The sequence below is a fragment of the Comamonas sp. FG99 genome, assembly GCF_057808605.1.
The window spans coordinates 24,129-42,100 of sequence record NZ_JBMDII010000044.1; the positions used below are offsets into that span (position 1 = coordinate 24,129).

Here is a 17,972-nt window from a genome sequence, read left to right on the forward strand (position 1 = left end):
GCGAAGCGACTCAGGGGGTGTTTCATCGAATAATGGCGATCTTCTTATGCAGGCGCTTCACGAACCACGACAGCGTGAAGCAGATGATGAAGTAGAGCACGGCCGCGGCCAGGTAGGCCTCGACCGGACGGCCGAAGTTCTTGCCCGCGACCTCGAAGCCCTTGAGCATGTCGTAGGCGCCGATCGCATACACCAGCGAGGTGTCCTGGAACAGGATGATGGTCTGCGTCAGCAGCACCGGCAGCATGTTGCGAAAGGCCTGCGGCAGCACCACCAGCTTCATGTTCTGCGCATAGGTCATGCCCAGCGCCTGGCCGGCGAAGACCTGGCCGCGCGGGATGGACTGGATGCCGGCGCGCATGATCTCGCTGAAGTAGGCCGCCTCGAAGGCCACGAAGGTGATGATGGCCGAGGCCTCGGCGCCAATCGGGCGGCCGATCAACAGCGGCACCAGCAGGAAGAACCACAGGATCACCATGACCAGCGGAATCGAGCGCATGCCGTTCACGTAGATGGTGGCAGGCACCACCAGCGCCCTCTTGCCCGACAGGCGCATCAGCGCCAGCAGGGTGCCGAAGAAAACGCCGCCCAGTGTGGCGATCACCGTCAGCATCAGGCTGAAGCCCAGGCCCTTCAGGATGAAGTTCTGGATCAGGTCCCAGTTGTAGAACGAGAAATCAAGATTCAAATTCATCTCAGTGGCCTCCCGCTGCGCCCGAGGCGATGAAGCCCGGCACGCGGCTCTTCTTCTCGATGAAGGCCATGATGCGGTTGATCACGAAGGCCGAGATCACATACAGCCCCGTCACCGCCAGGTAGACCTCGACGCCGCGCGAGGTCTCCTCCTGCGCCTGCATCGCGAACAAGGTCAGCTCGGCCACCGACACCGCGAACGCCACCGACGAATTCTTGAAGATGTTCATCGCCTCGCTGGTCAGCGGCGGGATGATGATGCGGTAGGCCATGGGCAGCAGCACATAGCGGTAGTACTGGAAGGTGGTGAAGCCCAGCGCCATGCCGGCATAGCGCTGGCCGCGCGGCAGCGCCTGGATGCCCGAGCGCAGCTGCTCCGCGATACGCGCCGAGGTGAAGAAGCCCAGCGCCAGCACCACCAGCACGAAGCCGGGCACGGCCTTCATCACGGGGAAGATGGCCGGCACCACGTGGTACCACAGGAAGATCTGCACCAGCAGCGGAATGTTGCGAAACAGCTCCACCCAGGCATTGCCGAAACGCACCACCCAGGGGCGGTCCGGCAGGGTACGCAAGGTACCGATGAAAGAGCCCACGATCAGCGCGATGAGCAGCGCCAGCAGTGAGACAGAAACCGTCCAGCCCCAGGCGGACAGGAGCCAGTCCAGGTAAGTGATGTCGCCGTTCTTGCCGAAACAGCCCTGCACTACCTGGCGCTCGATGGTGTCCTGACAGAACACCTGCCAATCCCAACTCATAGGATCACCCCGTTTTTTGTTGTCTTGGTCGTAACAACTCTACACGACATCGCATGAGAGCACCAACGAAAAACGCCTCTCCAAACGCCGTTTGAAGAGGCGCCCATCAAGCCATGCGCTTACTTCTGCGCGTAGTCTTCCATGGGCTTGTCGTTGGGATGGGCCCAGGCTTCCTTGGTGGCCTCGGACAGCGGCAGGCCCACCTTCACGTTGTTCGGCGGGATGGGCTGCATGAACCACTTGTCATACAGCTTGGCCAGCGTGCCATCCTTGATCTGGCGCACGATGCTGTCGTCCACCGCCTTCTTGAAGGCGGGGTCGTCCTTGCGCAGCATGCAGGCGATGGGCTCGACCGACAGCACTTCGCCGACGATCTTGTAGTCCTGCGGGCTCTTGGACTTGGAGATGTTGGCGGCCAGGATCGAGCCGTCCATGATGAAGGCGTCGGCGCGGCCGGACTCCAGCATCAGGAAGCTGTCCGCATGGTCCTTGCCCATGACTTCCTTGAAAGTCAGGCCATCGGCGCGCTTGTTCTTGCGCAGCGTCTGCACCGAAGTGGTGCCGGTGGTGGTGACGATGTTCTTGCCGTTCAGGTCCTTGATGCCGGTGATGCCGGAATTGGCCTTGACGGCGATGCGCACTTCTTCCACATAGGTGGTGTAGGCAAAGGCTGCTTCCTTGGCGCGCGAGGCATTGTTGGTGGTGGAGCCGCATTCCAGGTCCACCGTGCCGTTTTGCACCAGCGGCACGCGGTTCTGCGAGGTCACCGGCTGGTAGTTGATGTTCAGCTTGGCCAGGCCGAGCTTCTTTTGCAGGTCGCCCACGATGTTCTCGGCCATCTCGGTGTGGAAGCCCACGTACTTGCCGTTGCCCAGCGTGTAGCCCAGGCCCGAAGACTCGCGCACGCCCAGGGTGATGGCGCCTGAAGACTTGATCTTCGCCAGCGTGTCGCCGGCCTGCGCCATCGCGCTGCCTGCCGCAAGAACGGTAACGGCCAAAGCCAGCAAGTGTTTCTTCATCTTCAGTACTCCTGTGCAAAAAAAGTGCATGACACCAACGGGTCCATGGCACAGCCATGGGGTCATGCAGGTTATAAGCAAGTTTGACACCAATCTGCATGGGTTTGCGGCGATTGCTTCATTTTTTCGCCGCAAACCGGGGTAAACGCTGTTGCGGGTAGGGGCAGCGCCATGCAGTGGGCCGCGAGCATCGCACATCTTCGCCCCCGCCCCATTAGAAATTACCCTGCACCGCTCTGGAATAGATAGTTGTTTGCAAGCCCCGGCCCGGCGCTTTAGGGCGTGTCATCAATCAAATTCCCCCGGCGCTGGCTCGGCCATGCGGATGGATGCGCGAAGCGCGGCGCAGCCCATAGCCATCTATGGGCCAGCCGTGCGACAAAGCAGACGCCGCATGGCCGAGCAGCCCGAAGGGAAAGCCGTGCGGGCGGCGCATTGCGGCGTTGCCCCTCGCTCATGTAGCTGGCTACACCGCGCTCAGGGCGCCTTGCACTGCACCGCCCGCACGGCTTTCGCCGCGGGGATTTGATTGATGACACGCCCTAGCCTAGCCGCGCCCGGGGTTGCGTGCGAGCAGGTATTCCCACAGGGCCTGGGCGGTGCGCTTGACCGCGTCCTTGGACGCCGGCTTCTCGCGGTAGGCGCGCACATCCATCTCCACCTCCCAGGCGCTGGAGACGGGCTCGTCGGCGCGCACCAGCTTCCTGGCCTTGAACTCCTTGCGGATCGCGCTTTGCGGCAGGAACGCCAGGCCGTGTCCTTCCATGGCCATGGCCTTCAGGCCTTCGGCCATGTCGGTCTCGTAGACCCGGTCGAGATGGGCGGGCTCGCTCGCCTGCTTCAACGCCAGGTCGGTCACGCGGCTGAGGTAGGCGCCCGGCGCATAGCCCAAAAAGGGCAGCGGCACCTCGGCCGTGCCGGGCAGCGGAAACAGCGGCTGCCCATCGAGCCCCGGCTTGCAGTAGGGTGCCAGGATCTCGCGCCCCAGGCTGACCATCTCGTAGCGCGCCGGATCGAGCTGTATCGGCTGCGAGGCATGGTGGTAGGCGATCAGCAGGTCGCAGCCGCCCTCCACCAGGCGGATCACCGCATCGTGCACGTTCAGCGCCATGAGCCGGCTCTTGAACAGGCCGAAGTCGTTGCGCAGGCCCGAAACCCAGGCGGGAAAGAAGGTGAATGCCAGCGTGTGCGGCACCGCGAAGTCCACCAGGTCCTTGCCCGACGAGGCATGCACCCGCAGCATGGAGCGCGTGCTCTGCACCGCCTGCAGGATCTCGATGGCCTGGGTATGCAAGGTCTTGCCCGCCGGCGTGAGCCGCGTGGGGTAGGAGCTGCGGTCGACCAGATCGGCGCCGGCCCACGACTCCAGCGCCTGGATGCGGCGCGAGAAGGCCGGCTGCGTCACATGGCGCAGCTGGGCCGAGCGGCTAAAGCTGCGCGTCTCCGCCAAGCTCACAAAATCTTCAAGCCATTTGGTTTCCATCCACGCATTATCGGCAAAGCCAGGCGGCCCGAAGGCGATAATGCGCAGGCGCTATCGGTTACCCATCCGGGATGCGCGCTGCAGGCGCCCACAAGGCGGCCCTTTTCAGATCGTCCGACTTCGTTGAAACTCCGCACACACGCGCCGACCCCGGCGGCGTGTTCGTTTTTCCGCCCGGTTTCCGCCTGGTGCCTGCCATGCCATCACAACAAGACATACCTGCGGCCAACACGCCCCCCGCCCCACCACCCGCCCGCGGCCTCTGGCTCGAAGACTGGCTCACCGTCATCGTCATGGCGCTGCTGGCGCTGATCACCTTCGCCAACGTGCTGGTGCGCTATTTCACCAACAGCTCGTTCGCCTGGACCGAGGAGATCTCGGTCTTCCTGATGATCGTGCTCGCGCTGGTGGCCGGCTCGGGCGCGGTGGCGCGCGACTTGCACATCCGCATCGAATACTTCGCCCAGGGCGGCAACGCGCGCCGCCGCAAGGCCCTGGCCCGCTTTGGCTCGCTGATGGTGGCGCTGCTGTTCGGGGTGATCGCGGTGCTCAGCGTGCGCGTGGTGTACGACGATTTCCGCTTCGAGGAGACCTCGCCCGGCATCGGCCTGCCCCAGTGGTGGTATTCGGTGTGGCTGCCGGTGTTCTCGCTGCTGATCACGCTGCGCGCGCTGGGCCTGTACCGGCGCCAGGGCCGGGCCAGCTTTGCCGAGGTGAACGAGGAGCAGCCGGTGAAGGAGCTCGCATGATCGCCACGCTGCTCTTCGCCGTCTTCCTGCTCATGATGTTCGTGGGCGTGCCCATCGGCGCCGCGCTCGGCCTGGCCGGCGCCGCCGCGATCGCGCTGGCCAACGCCGATGCGCAGTGGTTCGGCCTGCTGGCCGTGCCGCAGAACTTCTATGCGGGCCTGGGCAAGTACCCGCTGCTGGCGATCCCGATGTTCGTGCTGGTGGGCTCGATCTTCGACCGCTCGGGCGTGGCGCTGCGCCTGGTGAACTTCGCGATCGCCATCGTCGGCCGCGGCCCGGGCATGCTGCCGCTGGTGGCCATCGTGGTGGCCATGTTCCTGGGCGGCATCTCGGGCTCGGGCCCGGCCAACGCGGCCGCCGTGGGCGGCGTGATGATCGCCGCGATGAGCCGCGCCGGCTACCCCGGCAGCTTCTCGGCCAGCGTGGTCGGGGCCGCCGCGGCCACCGACATCCTGATCCCGCCGTCGGTGGCCTTCATCATCTATTCGGTGCTGGTGCCGGGCGCCTCGGTGCCGGCGCTGTTCGCCGCCGGCATGGTGCCGGGCGTGCTGGCCGGCGTGGCGCTGATCGTGCCCGCAGTGTGGATGGCGCGCAAGCACAAGATGGGCGCGCTCGAGGCCACGCTGCCCAGGCCGCCGTTCTGGCGGAGCCTGCGCGAGGCTTCCTGGGGCCTGGCGGCGCCGGTGGTGATCCTGGGCGGCATGCGCGCCGGCTGGTTCACGCCCACCGAGGCGGCGGTGGTAGCGGTGTTCTACGGCCTGTTCGTGGGCATGTTCGTGCACCGCACCATCACGCTGCGCGACCTGTTCCCGATCCTGCGCGAGGCCGGCGAGCTGTCGGCGGTGATCCTGCTGGTGGTGTCGCTGGCCGGCATCTTCGCGTTCTCGCTGTCCACGCTGGGCGTGATCGATCCGGTGACCACCGCGATCGTGAATTCGGGCCTGGGCGAATACGGCGTGCTGGCGCTGCTGATCCTGCTGCTCATCACCGTGGGCATGTTCCTCGACGGCGTATCGATCTTCCTGATCTTCGTGCCGCTGCTCGCGCCCATCATGAACCACTACCACTGGAATCCGGTATGGTTCGGCGTGATCCTCACGCTCAAGGTGGCGCTGGGCCAGTTCACGCCGCCGCTGGCGGTGAACCTGATGGTGTCGTGCCGCATCGCCGGCGTGCGCATGGAGTCCACCGTGCGCTGGGTCGGCCCCATGCTGCTGGCCATGTTCCTGGTGATGGTGGCGGTGATCGCCTGGCCGCAGCTGGCGCTGTGGCTGCCCGAGTACCTCGGCTATTAACATTCGTTTTTTAAAAAGGAGACCTGTTCCATGAAACTTCGCAGCTTCCTCGCCTCGTCCATCGCCGCCGCGGCCGCCCTGGCGTTCAGCGCCACGCCGGCGCTGGCCCAGAGCCACTACAAGAGCGAGTACCGCCTGTCGCTGGTGCTGGGCCCGGCCTTCCCCTGGGGCAAGGGCGGCGAAATCTGGGCCAACAAGGTGCGCGAGCGCACCCAGGGCCGCATCAACATCAAGCTCTACCCGGGCGTGTCGCTGATCCAGGGCGACCAGACGCGCGAGTTCAGCGCGCTGCGCCAGGGCGTGATCGACATGGCCGTGGGCTCGACGCTGAACTGGTCGCCGCAGATCAAGGAGCTGAACCTGTTCGCGCTGCCCTTCCTGATGCCCGACTATGCCGCCGTGGACGCGCTCACGCAGGGCGAGCCCGGCAAGCGGCTGTTCCAGCGCCTGGAGAAGGCCGGCGTCGTGCCGCTGGCCTGGGGCGAGAACGGCTACCGCGAAATCTCCAACTCCAAGCATGCGATCAAGACCCCGGCCGACCTCAAGGGCCTGAAGATCCGCGTCGTGGGCTCGCCGCTGTTCGTCGACACCTTCACCGCGCTGGGCGCCAACCCCACGCAGATGAGCTGGGCCGATGCCCAGCCGGCCATGGCCAGCGGCGCGGTGGACGGCCAGGAGAACCCGGTGGCGGTCTACCAGGCCGCCAAGCTGCAGACCGTGGGCCAGAAGTACCTGACGCTGTGGGGCTACATCAACGATCCGCTGATCTTCGTGGTCAACAAGGACATCTGGAACAGCTGGAGCAAGGCCGACCAGGAGATCGTGCGCCAGGCCGCGATCGAGGCCGGCAAGGAAGAGATCGCGATCGCCCGCAAGGGCATGATCGAGGCCGACCAGCCGCTGGTCAAGGAGCTGGCGGCCGGCGGCGTCACCGTCACCCAGCTCAGCCCGGCCGAGCGCGACGCCTTCGCCAAGGCCACCCGCCCGGTCTACGACAAATGGAAACAGCAAGTCGGCACCGATCTGGTGGATGTGGCCGAGAAGGCCATCGCTGCCCGCAAGAAATAAGCGCCGCCTGCTATCGTCTTTGAAAGCCATCGGGCCTTTCGCCGATGGCTTTTTTTCTTGATTCCTACAAATGCAATGGCATTTGTCCTACAGTACATTCCCACTGCGCCCAGCGCGGCAGATTTGACGCGAGGTCTGGGCCTCGTATCATCAAGTCACATCCGGTTGAGAATTCGTTAAACATTCGCAGCGGCTTGCCAGCGCAAGGCCATGCACCCTGGGGATGGCCCTGCCGCTGGCAGCCACCCATCCGGCCCACGTGACAACAACATCGGCCTGGCGGCAAGCGCCGGCCTTCGGAGATTTGCATGAGCACAGCCACCGCGCCCCCCGCTCTATCCCCCCTGTGGGCCAGCCTGGCCGACAGCCCCGCGCTGCTCAACTGGGCGGTGCTGGTGGCCAGCGCCGCGCTGGTGGGCCACGCGGTGCACCGCTATACCGGCCTGCCGCGCATGCTGGGCTACACCGTGGTCGGGCTGGCCGCGGGCTGGATCGGCTTTGGCGACCTGCCCTGGCCGGTGCAGGGCCTGGGCATGCTGCTGCTGCAGATGGCGCTGGCCGCCACCTTGCTGATGGCCGGCACCCAGCTGTCGCTGCGCTGGCTGCTGCGCCAGCCCGGCGTGCTGCTGCAGAGCCTGCTGGAATCGCTGCTGGGCTTTGCCGCCGTGGCCGCTTTGCTGTGGTGGACCGGCCAGCCCATGCCGGTGGCCCTGGGCATGGGCGTGGTGGCCATGGCGGCCTCGCCCTCGGTGGTATTGCGCGTGGCGCTCGACCTGCAGGCCAAGGGCCCGATCACCGACCGCAGCCTGACGCTTGCCACGCTGTCCGCCTTCTACGCGCTGATGATGGGTGGGCTGCTGGCCGCCGTCGGCCACCTGGCGCCGGCCGAGGCCCACTGGCTGTCCGCGCTTGGCCAGCTCGGCGGCGATCTGCTGCTCACGCTGCTGTGGACCGCGCTGGCCGGCGCCTTGCTGTGGCCGGTGCTGCGCTGGCGGCCTTCGAGCAGCGACAACACCGCGCTGTACATGCTGGCGGTGCTGGCCGCGGTGGCCACCATGTCGCAGCGCTGGGGCGGCTCGGCGGCGCTGGCGCTGCTGCTGACCGGCGTGCTGCTGCGCAACCTGAGCCCGCGCCCGCTGGTGTGGCCGCCGGCCTTCGTGTCGGCCAACTCGATGCTGAACCTGCTGATGTTCGTGCTGATCGCCAGCATGGTGACGCGCGTGGGCCTGACGCCGCAGCTGCTGGCCTGGGCGCTGGCCGCGGCGCTGGCGCGCGGCGCGGCCAAGTGGCTGGGCGTGGCGCTGGGCGGCTGGACCAGCGGCCTGCAGTGGCGCCGCCAGTGGGCGGTGGGCTGCGCGCAGCTGCCGCAGTCGGGCGTGGCGCTGCTGCTGGCCTCCACGCTGGCGGCGCAATGGGCGGCCACGCCGGGTGCCGACGGCAGCTATGCCGCCACCTTCGCCGCGCTGGCGCTGCCGATGGTGGTGGCCAGCGAGCTGGTGGGCGCGCTGCTGATGTCGCTGGCCTGGTGGCAATCGGGCGAGGCCCACCGCGGCATCGGGCCGGCCGCACTGCTGCGCAAAGGACGACGCCATGACGCTTGAGGCCTTCCACCATTCCGATCCGCTGACGCTGGGCGTGGAGCTGGAGCTGCAGCTCGTGGGCACGCACGACTACGATCTCGCGCCCTATGCGCAGGACATGCTCGCGCTGCTGGCCAAGGCCAAGGTGCCGGGCAGCATCGTGCCCGAGGTGACGTCGAGCATGATCGAGATCTCCACCGGCGTGTGCACCGATGCCGAGGACGCGCTGGCCCAGCTGCGCGTGACCCGCGACGTGCTGGTGAAGGCGGCCGACCGGCTGAACATCGCGCTGGTGGGCGGCGGCACGCACCCGTTCCAGCAATGGCACCAGCAGCGCATCTACGACAAGCCGCGCTTCAAGGAGCTGACCGCGCTGTACGGCTACCTCACCAAGCAGTTCACCATCTTCGGCCAGCATGTGCATGTGGGCTGCCCCGACGCCGATGCGGCGCTGCTGATGCTGCACCGGCTGTCGCGCTACATACCGCACTTCATCGCGCTGTCGTCGTCGAGCCCCTTCGTGCAGGGGCAGGACACGGCCTTCGACTCGGCGCGGCTGAACTCGGTGTTCGCGTTTCCGCTGTCGGGCCGCGCGCCGTTCGCGCTGCACTGGGAGGATTTCGAGCGCTACTTCGACAAGATGACCGCCACCGGCGTCATCAAGAGCATGAAGGATTTCTACTGGGACATCCGCCCCAAGCCCGAATTCGGCACGGTGGAGGTGCGGGTCTTCGACACGCCGCTGTCGATCGAGCGCGCCGCCGCGCTGGCGGCCTACGTGCAGGCGCTGGGCGCCTGGTTCCTGGCGGACAACCCCTTCACCCCGCAGGAGGACGACTACCTGGTCTACACCTACAACCGCTTCCAGGCCTGCCGCTTCGGGCTGGAGGGGGTGTATGTCGACCCGGTCAGCGGCGAGCACATGGCGCTGCGCGAGCACATCCTGCAGACGCTGCAGCGCATCACCGCGCATGCGCCGCCGTCCAGCCAGGAGGCATTGAAGGCCCTGCGCCAGGACGTGAACGCCGGCCAGAACGATGCCCGCTGGCTGCGCGAAGTCTTCGAGCGCGAGCACCTGCTGCCCGAGGTGGTGCGGCAGGCGGCGCTGCGTTTCAGGGGCCAGTAAAAAATAATAGCTGCCAGCGCTTACTTCCGCTTGTTTTTAGATATATTTATATCTAAAAACCAATACAGTAGCGCGCCAGCAGCTATGTTTTTTAAAGCAATTATTCCAGCTTGAAGCCGGTGTCCTTCACCACCTGCTTCCAGCGCTCGTTCTCGGCCTGGATCTGCTTGCCGAAGGCCTCGGGCGTGATGCGGGTGGGCACGTAGTCGTAGGTCTTGAGCTTGGCCAGCACATCGGGCATCTGCATCACCTGGTCCACGCCCTTGGCCAGCGCCTGCACGATCTCCTTGGGCGTGCCCTTGGGCGCGAGCATGCCGGCCCAGGAGCTGAAGTCCATGTCCTTGATGCCCAGCTCCTTGAACGTGGGCACCTGCGGGAAGCTCTCGGCGCGGTGCGGCAGCAGCACGCCCAGCGGCTTGACCCGGCCGGCGCGGATCATCTCCACCGACGCGAACGAGTCGAACGAGAAATCCACCTCGCCCGCCACCACCGCCTGCATCTGCGGGCTGGTGCCCTTGTACTGCGCATTGATCAGCTGCGGCGCGCCGATCACGCGCTTGAACTGCTCGGTGATCAGCGTGATCATGCTGCTGCCCGAAGAGATGGTCAGCGGCTTGTCGGTGGACTTCTTGGCCAGCGCGACCAGCTCCTGCATCGAGTTGACCGGCAGGTCCTTGCGCGCGATCACCACGAAGCCCACATCGCAGACCTTGGCGATGGGCTCGAAGCTGCCCAGCGCCTCGTAGCCCGCCTTGTAGATCACCGGGCTCAGCGTCTGCGCGCCGCCGGTGTTGAACAGCAGCGTATAGCCGTCGGCCGGCGCGCGCGCCACCTGCTCGGTGCCGATGATGCCGTTGGCGCCGCCCTTGTTCTCGACCACGAACGAAGCCTTCATCAGCTCACCAAGCTTTTGCAGCACCAGCCGCGCCACCACGTCGGTCGTGCCGCCGGCCGGGAACGGCACGATCACCCGCACCGGCTTGTTCGGATAGGCCTGCTGCGCCTGCGCCAGATGCGGCGCGCCATAGGCCGCAACGGCGGCGGCGGCAGAGGCCGTGGTGGTCAGAAAATGGCGCCGGGTGCTTGCTGCCATAGGTCTTGTCTCCTGTGTGAATACCTGCTGGAGCGGCCATTCTGAAAGCGCGCGCGCCGGCTGTCCACTATTGAACAACTATGCAATGATATTTTTTGTGTATCAACAGCCGGGCCCGGCTCCGCATAATGGCGGCCTGGGAACCATCGGGCGCACACCGCACTCCCACCGTGGCTATCCCGCTCCTACCCATGCAGACATCCACCACACGCCGCAGCCGCTGGGCGCTTTTTTTTGCGCTGCTCTTCATCGCCGCCAGCGCCCTGTCCATCGGCGCCAGGGCGCAGATCAAGCTCAATATCGGTAACGGCCAGGCGGCGGCCTCTGGCAGCCCTGCCGGCCCCTCCGGCCCGGTCGTCACCACGCCGCGCGTGCGCGCCGAGCTGGTCGCCCAGGCGCCCGAGGGCATAGGCCCCGGCAAGCCGCTGCAGCTCGGGCTGCTGCTGGAGCACCAGCCCGAATGGCATACCTACTGGAAAAACCCCGGCGACTCGGGCCTGCCCACCCAGCTCGACTGGCAGCTGCCCGCCGGCTGGAACGCCGGCGAGATCGCCTGGCCCACACCCCACCCGATCCGCATCGGCAGCCTGGTCAACTACGGCTACGAAGGCAAGCTGCTGCTGCCGGTGCCGGTGCAGGTCTCGGCCAGGTTCGCGCCGGCGCCGGGCCAGCGCGAGGTAAACGTGCAGCTGCATGCGCAATGGCTGGTCTGCCGCGTGGAATGCATTCCCGAAGAAGGCAATTTCAGCCTCAGCCTGCCGCTGGCCGGCACCACCGCCATATACGCGGCCGACTTCGCCGCCGCCGCCGGGCAGGTGCCGGCGGCCCTGCAGGGCGACAGCCGCGCCACGGTGGACGGCGACTTCCTGCGCCTCAGCGTCAGCGGCCTGCCCGCCGCGCTGCAGGGCCAGCACCTCACCGTCATGCCCGAGCTGGGCGAAGCCCTGCACCATGCGATGCAGGACGGCCAGGACCTGCAGCAATCCTGGGACGGCGCCACCTGGCAGGCCCGCGTGCCGCTGTCGGCCGCGCGCGGCCAGGCGCCGGCCGCGCTGCCACTGGTGCTCACCACCGCCGACCAGCGCCGCGCGGACGGCGCCATCGCCTGGCGCACCGAGACCGTGCTCGACCAGCCCTGGCGCGCCGCCGCGCGCGCCGAGGTCTCGCCCGCGCTGCAGGCGGCGCTGGAGGCCAACGCCAGGCAGGCGCCGCCAGCAGCGGCAGCGCCCACGGCGCCAGCCGCCACCGCCGCGCTATGGCCAGCCCTGCTGGGTGGGCTGCTCGGCGGCCTGATCCTGAACCTGATGCCCTGCGTCTTCCCCATCCTGGCGATCAAGGTGCTCGGCTTTGCCGCGCATGGCAGCGACCTGGGCCGCCAGCGCGCCGGCGGCCTGGCCTACACCGCCGGCGTGGTGCTGTCCTTCCTCGCGCTGGGCGCCCTGCTGCTGGCGCTGCGCGCCGCGGGGCAGCAGCTGGGCTGGGGCTTTCAGCTGCAGTCGCCGGCCATGGTGGCGGCGCTTGCGGTGCTGTTCACGGTGATCGGCCTCAACCTTGCCGGCGTGTTCGAGTTCGGCCACCTGGTGCCCAGCGGCCTGGCCGGGCACCAGGCCCGCAATCCGCTGGCCAATGCCTTTCTGTCGGGCGTGCTGGCGGTGGCCGTGGCATCGCCCTGCACCGCGCCCTTCATGGGCGCCTCGATGGGCCTGGCCGTGAGCCTGCCCGCCGCCCAGGCGCTGCTGGTCTTCGCCGCGCTGGGCCTGGGCATGGCACTGCCCTACCTGCTGGCCAGCTGGGTGCCGGCCGTGGCGCGCTGGCTGCCGCGCCCGGGCGCCTGGATGGACACCTTCCGCCGCGCGATGGCCTTCCCCATGTTCGCCACCGTGGTCTGGCTGGTATGGGTGCTGGGCCAGCAATCGGGCATCGACGGCGCTGCCACGCTGCTGGCCCTGCTGGTGGCGCTGGCAGCCGTGGCCTGGGCGCTGACGCTGGCCGGGCGCACCCGCTGGGTGCTGGCCGGCGTCTTCATCGCCATCACCGCCGCCCTCGCGGGCACCAGCGGCAAGAACATCCTGCAGGCCGCAGCCATGCCGGCCCAGGGCGAAACGGCGCATGCCACGGGTAGCGGGCAATGGCAACCCTGGTCCGCCGACCGGGTGGCCCAGGCGCTCGCCGCCCGGCAGCCGGTATTCGTCGACTTCACCGCCGCCTGGTGCGTGACTTGCCAGTACAACAAGCGCACCACGCTGGCCAACCCCGTCGTGCTGGCCGGCTTTGCCGAGCGCAAGGTGCAGCTGCTGCGCGCCGACTGGACGCGGCAGGACCCCGCCATCACCGCCGCGCTGAACCAGCTGGGACGCAGCGGCGTGCCGGTCTACGTGCTGTACGCGCCCGGCAAGCCGCCGCAGCTGCTGTCCGAAATCCTCAGCAGCCAGGAAGTGCTGCAGGCGCTGCAGGGGCTGCAGCCCCAGGGCTGATCCGGCCGGCCCGGCATCCACCCCTGCCGCCCCCTGTCGATCCTTGTCGGCATCCGCATCCCTGCCCATGCATGACGTGCATGGCTGCGGACTCGCTCGCCATGGTCGCCGGCAGGTGAATCCAGCAGCCCAATAATTTGGCTGGGAAAATCAAATAAATCAATAAACACTAGTTAATAAATTTCTCACGCCTTTTGAACATTTGTTGATAAATCCGCCTGCCTCTTAACGATAGATAAATTTATAAATACAAATCCATCGATAGCCTTTGACCATCACCGCCCACGATGACGCGGCGCCAGGCTTCGGATCTATCAATCAAGAGGAAGCGTATGAACAAAACCTATACCAGCAAGTGGAACGCCGCACTGGGAGCCTGGGTGGCATGTTCGGAAATCACGCGGCGCGCCGGCAAGGCCACGGTGGCAGTCGTTGTATTGGCTGCGGCAAGCAGCGGCTCGGCCTGGGCGGTGACATGCGCCCCCAATGCGAACGGCTCCTACCTCGCGGGCTGGACGGCTGCCCCCTTGCCCACGAATTGCAACGAAGTTCCTGCCACCACGGCCTCACCTACGGCGTTGGGTACCGGGGCCAGCTGGTATGTATTGGTGCGCAGTGCATTGACGGCACCCAATGATATCGTCACTGTGGGAGCAACGAATGTTTCCTATAACGGAAGCAATGCCTTTGGTCCCGTCATTGGCAATCAGTACCTCACCCACGGCAGCATCAACTTCACCGACGTTACCGCAAACATCACCAACACTGGTGCGAACGGCGGCATCAATGGCCTGGTCACCTCCCTGGCGGTTCCGCTCAACGGCAACAATTTCACCCTGACGGCAACCAGCGGCAATTACACCGGCGGCAACTCCAGCGGAACAGTGGCTTCGTACGGCATCCTCGCCGGCTCTTCCGTCAATGCGGGCGAAAGCGGCACGGCGAACAATGGCAAGTTTTCCACCATCACCCTCGACAATGCGACCATCCAGCAAACATACGCTGGCGGAGCCGTCCTACCGGTACTCAATAGCGGCCTGCGCGCCATCCAGGGTGCCTACCAGGACTCGGGCAACGGCAGCACCGGCAAGATCGAGATCAAGACCAAGCTCGACATGACGCTGACGGGCCCGCGCATCGAAGGCATTTACGTATCGGGCGCAGCATCGGACAGCTCCGGTACCGAAGCCGTCTCGCAAGTGATCCTGAACGACAGCAGCATCAAGATGGTGAAGAGCGGCACCGGCAGCTGGGACAGCAGCGCCATCAAGATCGGCAAGACCCGAGCCGTCGGCACCGGCAAGGGCCTGGTCGTCTCCAATGGAGCCCTGACGATCGTGATGGACCCGGCTTTTGGCGGCGGCCAGGCCTATATGAGCTCGGCGATCAAGATGGCGGTCAGCGGCTCGCAGCTGCTTGCCAACGGCGCCAACAGCTCCGCCGACATCACCGCCAGCCGCTCGGCGCTGGCGATCGGCATCGACGACTGGGGCAGCAATGTGGATTCGGGCGGCGCGCTCGGGCCGGGCATCCAGGCGCTCTTCGCCAAGGCCACCGTCAAGACCCAATCGGCCACCGCGCCGCTGCTGCTGGTGGACAGCGGGCAGCAGGATGTGCAGATCCTGTTCGACAATGCCTCCGACCTCAGCGCCGCGAGCAACGGCTATCTGATCGACATCGTCAAGTCCCGCAGCTCGACAACCGCCAGCTCGGTGCTGCTGACCCTGGACAACGCCAGCGTCGCCAAGGGCCTGTCCAACCAGAACTACGCCAGCTCCACGCTGGACATCGATCTGGACCATGCCTCCACCTGGAACCTGGTCGAGAAGAGCAACGGCGACAAGACCGCCACCTACACCAGCTTCGACATGAAGGCGGCCTCCACGCTCAACGCCTTCAAGGGCGGCGCAGCCGCCTTCGTGATGAACGGGCCGCTGAGCTCCGACGCATCCACCACCAACCTGGTGGACAACGAGCCCAACGATGTGCTGACCGTAAAGCCCAGCTATACCGGCAGCAATGGCGCGGTGCTGGCCGTGGACACCTGCCTGGCGGGCAGCGGCGCGGATTCGGACAAGCTGGTGGTCGACGGCGACACCAACGGGGCCACTGTGCTCAAGGTGACCCCCTTCAACAACGCGGCCTGCCCCGGCGCCGACACCACGACCACCGGCGACGGCAAGGGCATTCTGGTCGTGCAGGTGACGGGCAACTCCAATGCCGTCTTCACCCTCGACGGCGGCACGGTCACCCAGGGCAACTACGACTACACGCTGGTCAAGGTGGGCAACGACTGGTACCTGCAATCGCGGGCCAACATCGGCACCGTCACCGTGAGAAAACAGGTGGATGCGCCGGCCGACGCGCCCGCCTTCAGCGGCAGCATCCCGTTCACGCTCAGCTGCACCACGCCCAGCTTCAGCCAGGACGGCAGCATCGCCGTCTCCGCCAACCAGGGCAGCGCCGATCCGATCACCGTGGCGGCCGGCAGCAGTTGCTCGGTGACCGAGGGCGCCTTGCCCGCGGCGCCCGCCGGCTACCACTGGGGCGGCACCACGCTGCCTGCGGCCGGCGCGCCCATGCCGCCCGCCGGCACGCAGACCCTGACCATCGTCAACACCTTGGTCAAGGATGCGCCCAAGACCGGCCAGCTGCTGGTGACCAAGACGGTGCAGGTGCCCGCTGGCGCGGCAGCCTACAGCGGCAGCATCGATTTCAGCGTGTCCTGCACCAACCCCGTGTTCAACACCGGCGGCAGCATCGCGGTCAGCAACAACCAGGGCAGCGCAACCCCGATCACCGTGCAGGCGGGCAGCCAGTGCACGGTGGCCGAGACCCTGCCGGCGGCGCCCACGGGCATGGAATGGGGCACTCCCGCCTATACCCAGCCCGGCGCGATCGCCGAAGGGCAGACCGCCACCGCCACCATCGCCAACAAGCTGACCAAGAAGGCTGCCGGCACGGCCACGCCGGTGCCGGTCAATGCGCCGCTGGCCCTGGGCGGCCTGGCCGCGCTGATCGGCCTGGCCGCAGGCCTGCGCAAGGGCCGCGGCCGGCGCGGCTGACAATCAGCCTCCCCACGCACCCGCACCTGCCTGCAAGCCCTGCGGGTGCGGGCCGCCATCGCAACCATCCACGCGGCCCGGCCGCGATAGAACGCTTCATGCCTTTTTCCACCCGCCACACCCTGGCCTCCGCCCTGCTGTTGGCAGGCGCTGCCGCCGCCCAGGCGCAGACCACCGCAAGCGAATCGGTGCTGCGCGCCTGCACGCCCGCGGAAACACGCGCCACCCAGCGCTTTTGGCCGCTGCAAAACCATGTGATGCTGGACTTCGCGGTCAGCGGCAGCAGCTACACCCTGGCCAACAACCCCGCCAGCACCGATGCGGAAACCAACTCGGCCGTCACCGACGCCAGCGGCCAGCTGCAGTTCTTCGTGGACGGCGGCAGCATCTACCGCGCCGACGGCACGGCGATGCCCAATGGCTCGGGGCTCAAGGCCCGGCCCAGCGCCGAGCAAAGCTCGGTGGCGTTCGCCAATCCCGCCAAGAAGGGTGAGTACTACGTCTTCACCAACAACACCGTTACCGGCGGGTTCTCGGACCCGTCCAGCGACCGCAGCTGGTACTACTCCGTCGTGGACATGAACGCCAACGGCGGGCTGGGCGCCGTCACCGCCAAGAACGTGGCCGTGGCCGCCACCGCCGGCAAAAGCAGCGAGGCCATGACCGCGGTACCCAATGCCGCCGGCGACGGCTTCTGGGTCGTGGGCATCGAGCTGAACACCAACAAGATCATGGCCTTCGAGGTCAAGGCCAGCGGCGTGGGCGCGATGGTGGAGTCCACCATGGGCTATACCGATGCCTCGGTCTACACCAGCCTCAGCTTCAACGGCGACGGCAGCAAGCTGGTCGCGCAGAACCGCCAATACCCCACCGGCCCCAGCAATATCTCGGTGATGGAGTTCGACCGCGCGAGCGGCACGGCCAGCAATCCCATCGTGTGGCCGGTGTCGGGCCTGGGTGACTACTACAACCTGTATTCGGCAGCCTTCAGCCCCGACAGCCAGAGCCTGTACGTCGCCACCATCGCATCGAACGGCACCAGCTTTCTCTACAGCTACGACCTGTCCAGCGGCAATGCCGCCACCATTGCCGGCACGCAGCGGCGCATCACCCGCACCGGCGGCTATGGCGGCGCCCTGCGCATCGGTGCCGATGGCGCGCTGTGGTGGGCCAATGGCGTCATGGGCACCAAGGCCAGCGACTATCTCTACCGCCTGCCTACCCCCAATACGCGCCCGGCAGCCGGAGCGACCATCGGCGTCTTCGAGCAGCTCACGGTCAATGGCGGCCAGGACTATTCGGCGCTGGGCCTGACGCAAACCCTGCCCAGCTGCTTTGCCGATCCGGTGCCACCCGAAATCACCATCACCAAGACCGCGAGCACGCCAGGGCCGGTGGCCGCAGGCGCACCGGTGGACTACACCGTCACCGTGGCCAACGTGGGCACGGTGGTGGCGTCCCAGCTGCACCTGAGCGATGCCTTTCCCGCCGGGCTGAAATCGGCCAGCTGGAGCTGCAGCGCCAGCGGCGGCACGCCGGTGCAGGCCTGCGCCGCGCCTGCGGGCAGCG

Annotated in this window: 13 protein-coding genes; 8 read left to right on the forward strand and 5 right to left on the reverse strand. The window is 66.8% G+C overall.

Annotated features, from left to right (window positions below):
* Positions 1-22: 22 nt before the first annotated feature.
* The 4 genes from ACODRX_RS22285 to ACODRX_RS22300 all read right to left on the reverse strand — a co-directional run bounded on the left by ACODRX_RS22285 (position 23) and on the right by ACODRX_RS22300 (position 3,953).
* Positions 23-694: an amino acid ABC transporter permease gene (locus tag ACODRX_RS22285; RefSeq protein ID WP_488873731.1), complete on the reverse strand. Its 672-nt coding sequence runs from the start codon at positions 692-694 to the stop codon at positions 23-25.
* Between the two features lies 1 nt (position 695).
* Positions 696-1,451: an amino acid ABC transporter permease gene (locus ACODRX_RS22290; RefSeq protein ID WP_488873732.1), complete on the reverse strand. Its 756-nt coding sequence runs from the start codon at positions 1,449-1,451 to the stop codon at positions 696-698.
* Between the two features lie 119 nt (positions 1,452-1,570).
* Positions 1,571-2,470 carry a transporter substrate-binding domain-containing protein gene (locus tag ACODRX_RS22295; protein ID WP_488873733.1) on the reverse strand — a complete coding sequence of 300 codons (900 nt, stop codon included), beginning with the start codon at positions 2,468-2,470 and terminating at the stop codon, positions 1,571-1,573.
* A gap of 547 nt (positions 2,471-3,017) precedes the next feature.
* A complete protein-coding gene (locus ACODRX_RS22300; RefSeq protein ID WP_488873734.1) occupies positions 3,018-3,953 on the reverse strand; it encodes a LysR family transcriptional regulator in 936 nt (311 codons plus the stop codon).
* 197 nt (positions 3,954-4,150) lie between these two features.
* On the opposite strand from ACODRX_RS22300, the gene ACODRX_RS22305 reads away from it, so the two are divergent.
* From ACODRX_RS22305 to ACODRX_RS22325, 5 genes are all read left to right on the forward strand, one after another.
* Positions 4,151-4,702: a TRAP transporter small permease gene (locus tag ACODRX_RS22305; protein ID WP_488873735.1), complete on the forward strand. Its 552-nt coding sequence runs from the start codon at positions 4,151-4,153 to the stop codon at positions 4,700-4,702.
* Positions 4,699-5,997, forward strand: a complete 1,299-nt coding sequence (locus ACODRX_RS22310) for a TRAP transporter large permease (protein ID WP_488873736.1) — start codon at positions 4,699-4,701, stop codon at positions 5,995-5,997. The genes ACODRX_RS22305 and ACODRX_RS22310 overlap by 4 nt, the downstream gene beginning before the upstream one ends.
* Before the next feature lie 30 nt (positions 5,998-6,027).
* Positions 6,028-7,065 carry a DctP family TRAP transporter solute-binding subunit gene (locus ACODRX_RS22315; RefSeq protein ID WP_488873737.1) on the forward strand — a complete coding sequence of 346 codons (1,038 nt, stop codon included), beginning with the start codon at positions 6,028-6,030 and terminating at the stop codon, positions 7,063-7,065.
* Between the two features lie 308 nt (positions 7,066-7,373).
* Positions 7,374-8,666: a cation:proton antiporter domain-containing protein gene (locus tag ACODRX_RS22320; RefSeq protein ID WP_488873738.1), complete on the forward strand. Its 1,293-nt coding sequence runs from the start codon at positions 7,374-7,376 to the stop codon at positions 8,664-8,666.
* Positions 8,656-9,771, forward strand: coding sequence for a YbdK family carboxylate-amine ligase (locus tag ACODRX_RS22325; protein WP_488873739.1), 1,116 nt, complete (start codon positions 8,656-8,658; stop codon positions 9,769-9,771). Before ACODRX_RS22320 ends, ACODRX_RS22325 begins: the two co-directional genes overlap by 11 nt.
* A gap of 100 nt (positions 9,772-9,871) precedes the next feature.
* Here the strand turns inward: ACODRX_RS22325 and ACODRX_RS22330 are convergent, their stop codons facing one another.
* Positions 9,872-10,864, reverse strand: coding sequence for a Bug family tripartite tricarboxylate transporter substrate binding protein (locus ACODRX_RS22330; protein WP_488873740.1), 993 nt, complete (start codon positions 10,862-10,864; stop codon positions 9,872-9,874).
* A gap of 191 nt (positions 10,865-11,055) precedes the next feature.
* On the opposite strand from ACODRX_RS22330, the gene ACODRX_RS22335 reads away from it, so the two are divergent.
* The 3 genes from ACODRX_RS22335 to ACODRX_RS22345 form a co-directional block, all read left to right on the forward strand.
* Complete coding sequence (locus ACODRX_RS22335) at positions 11,056-13,338, forward strand: protein-disulfide reductase DsbD family protein (RefSeq protein ID WP_488873741.1); 2,283 nt, start codon at positions 11,056-11,058, stop codon at positions 13,336-13,338.
* 332 nt (positions 13,339-13,670) lie between these two features.
* Complete coding sequence (locus ACODRX_RS22340) at positions 13,671-16,403, forward strand: DUF5979 domain-containing protein (RefSeq protein WP_488873742.1); 2,733 nt, start codon at positions 13,671-13,673, stop codon at positions 16,401-16,403.
* 98 nt (positions 16,404-16,501) lie between these two features.
* On the forward strand, positions 16,502-17,972 hold a 1,471-nt coding region (locus ACODRX_RS22345; RefSeq protein ID WP_488873743.1), incomplete at its 3' end, for a DUF7507 domain-containing protein.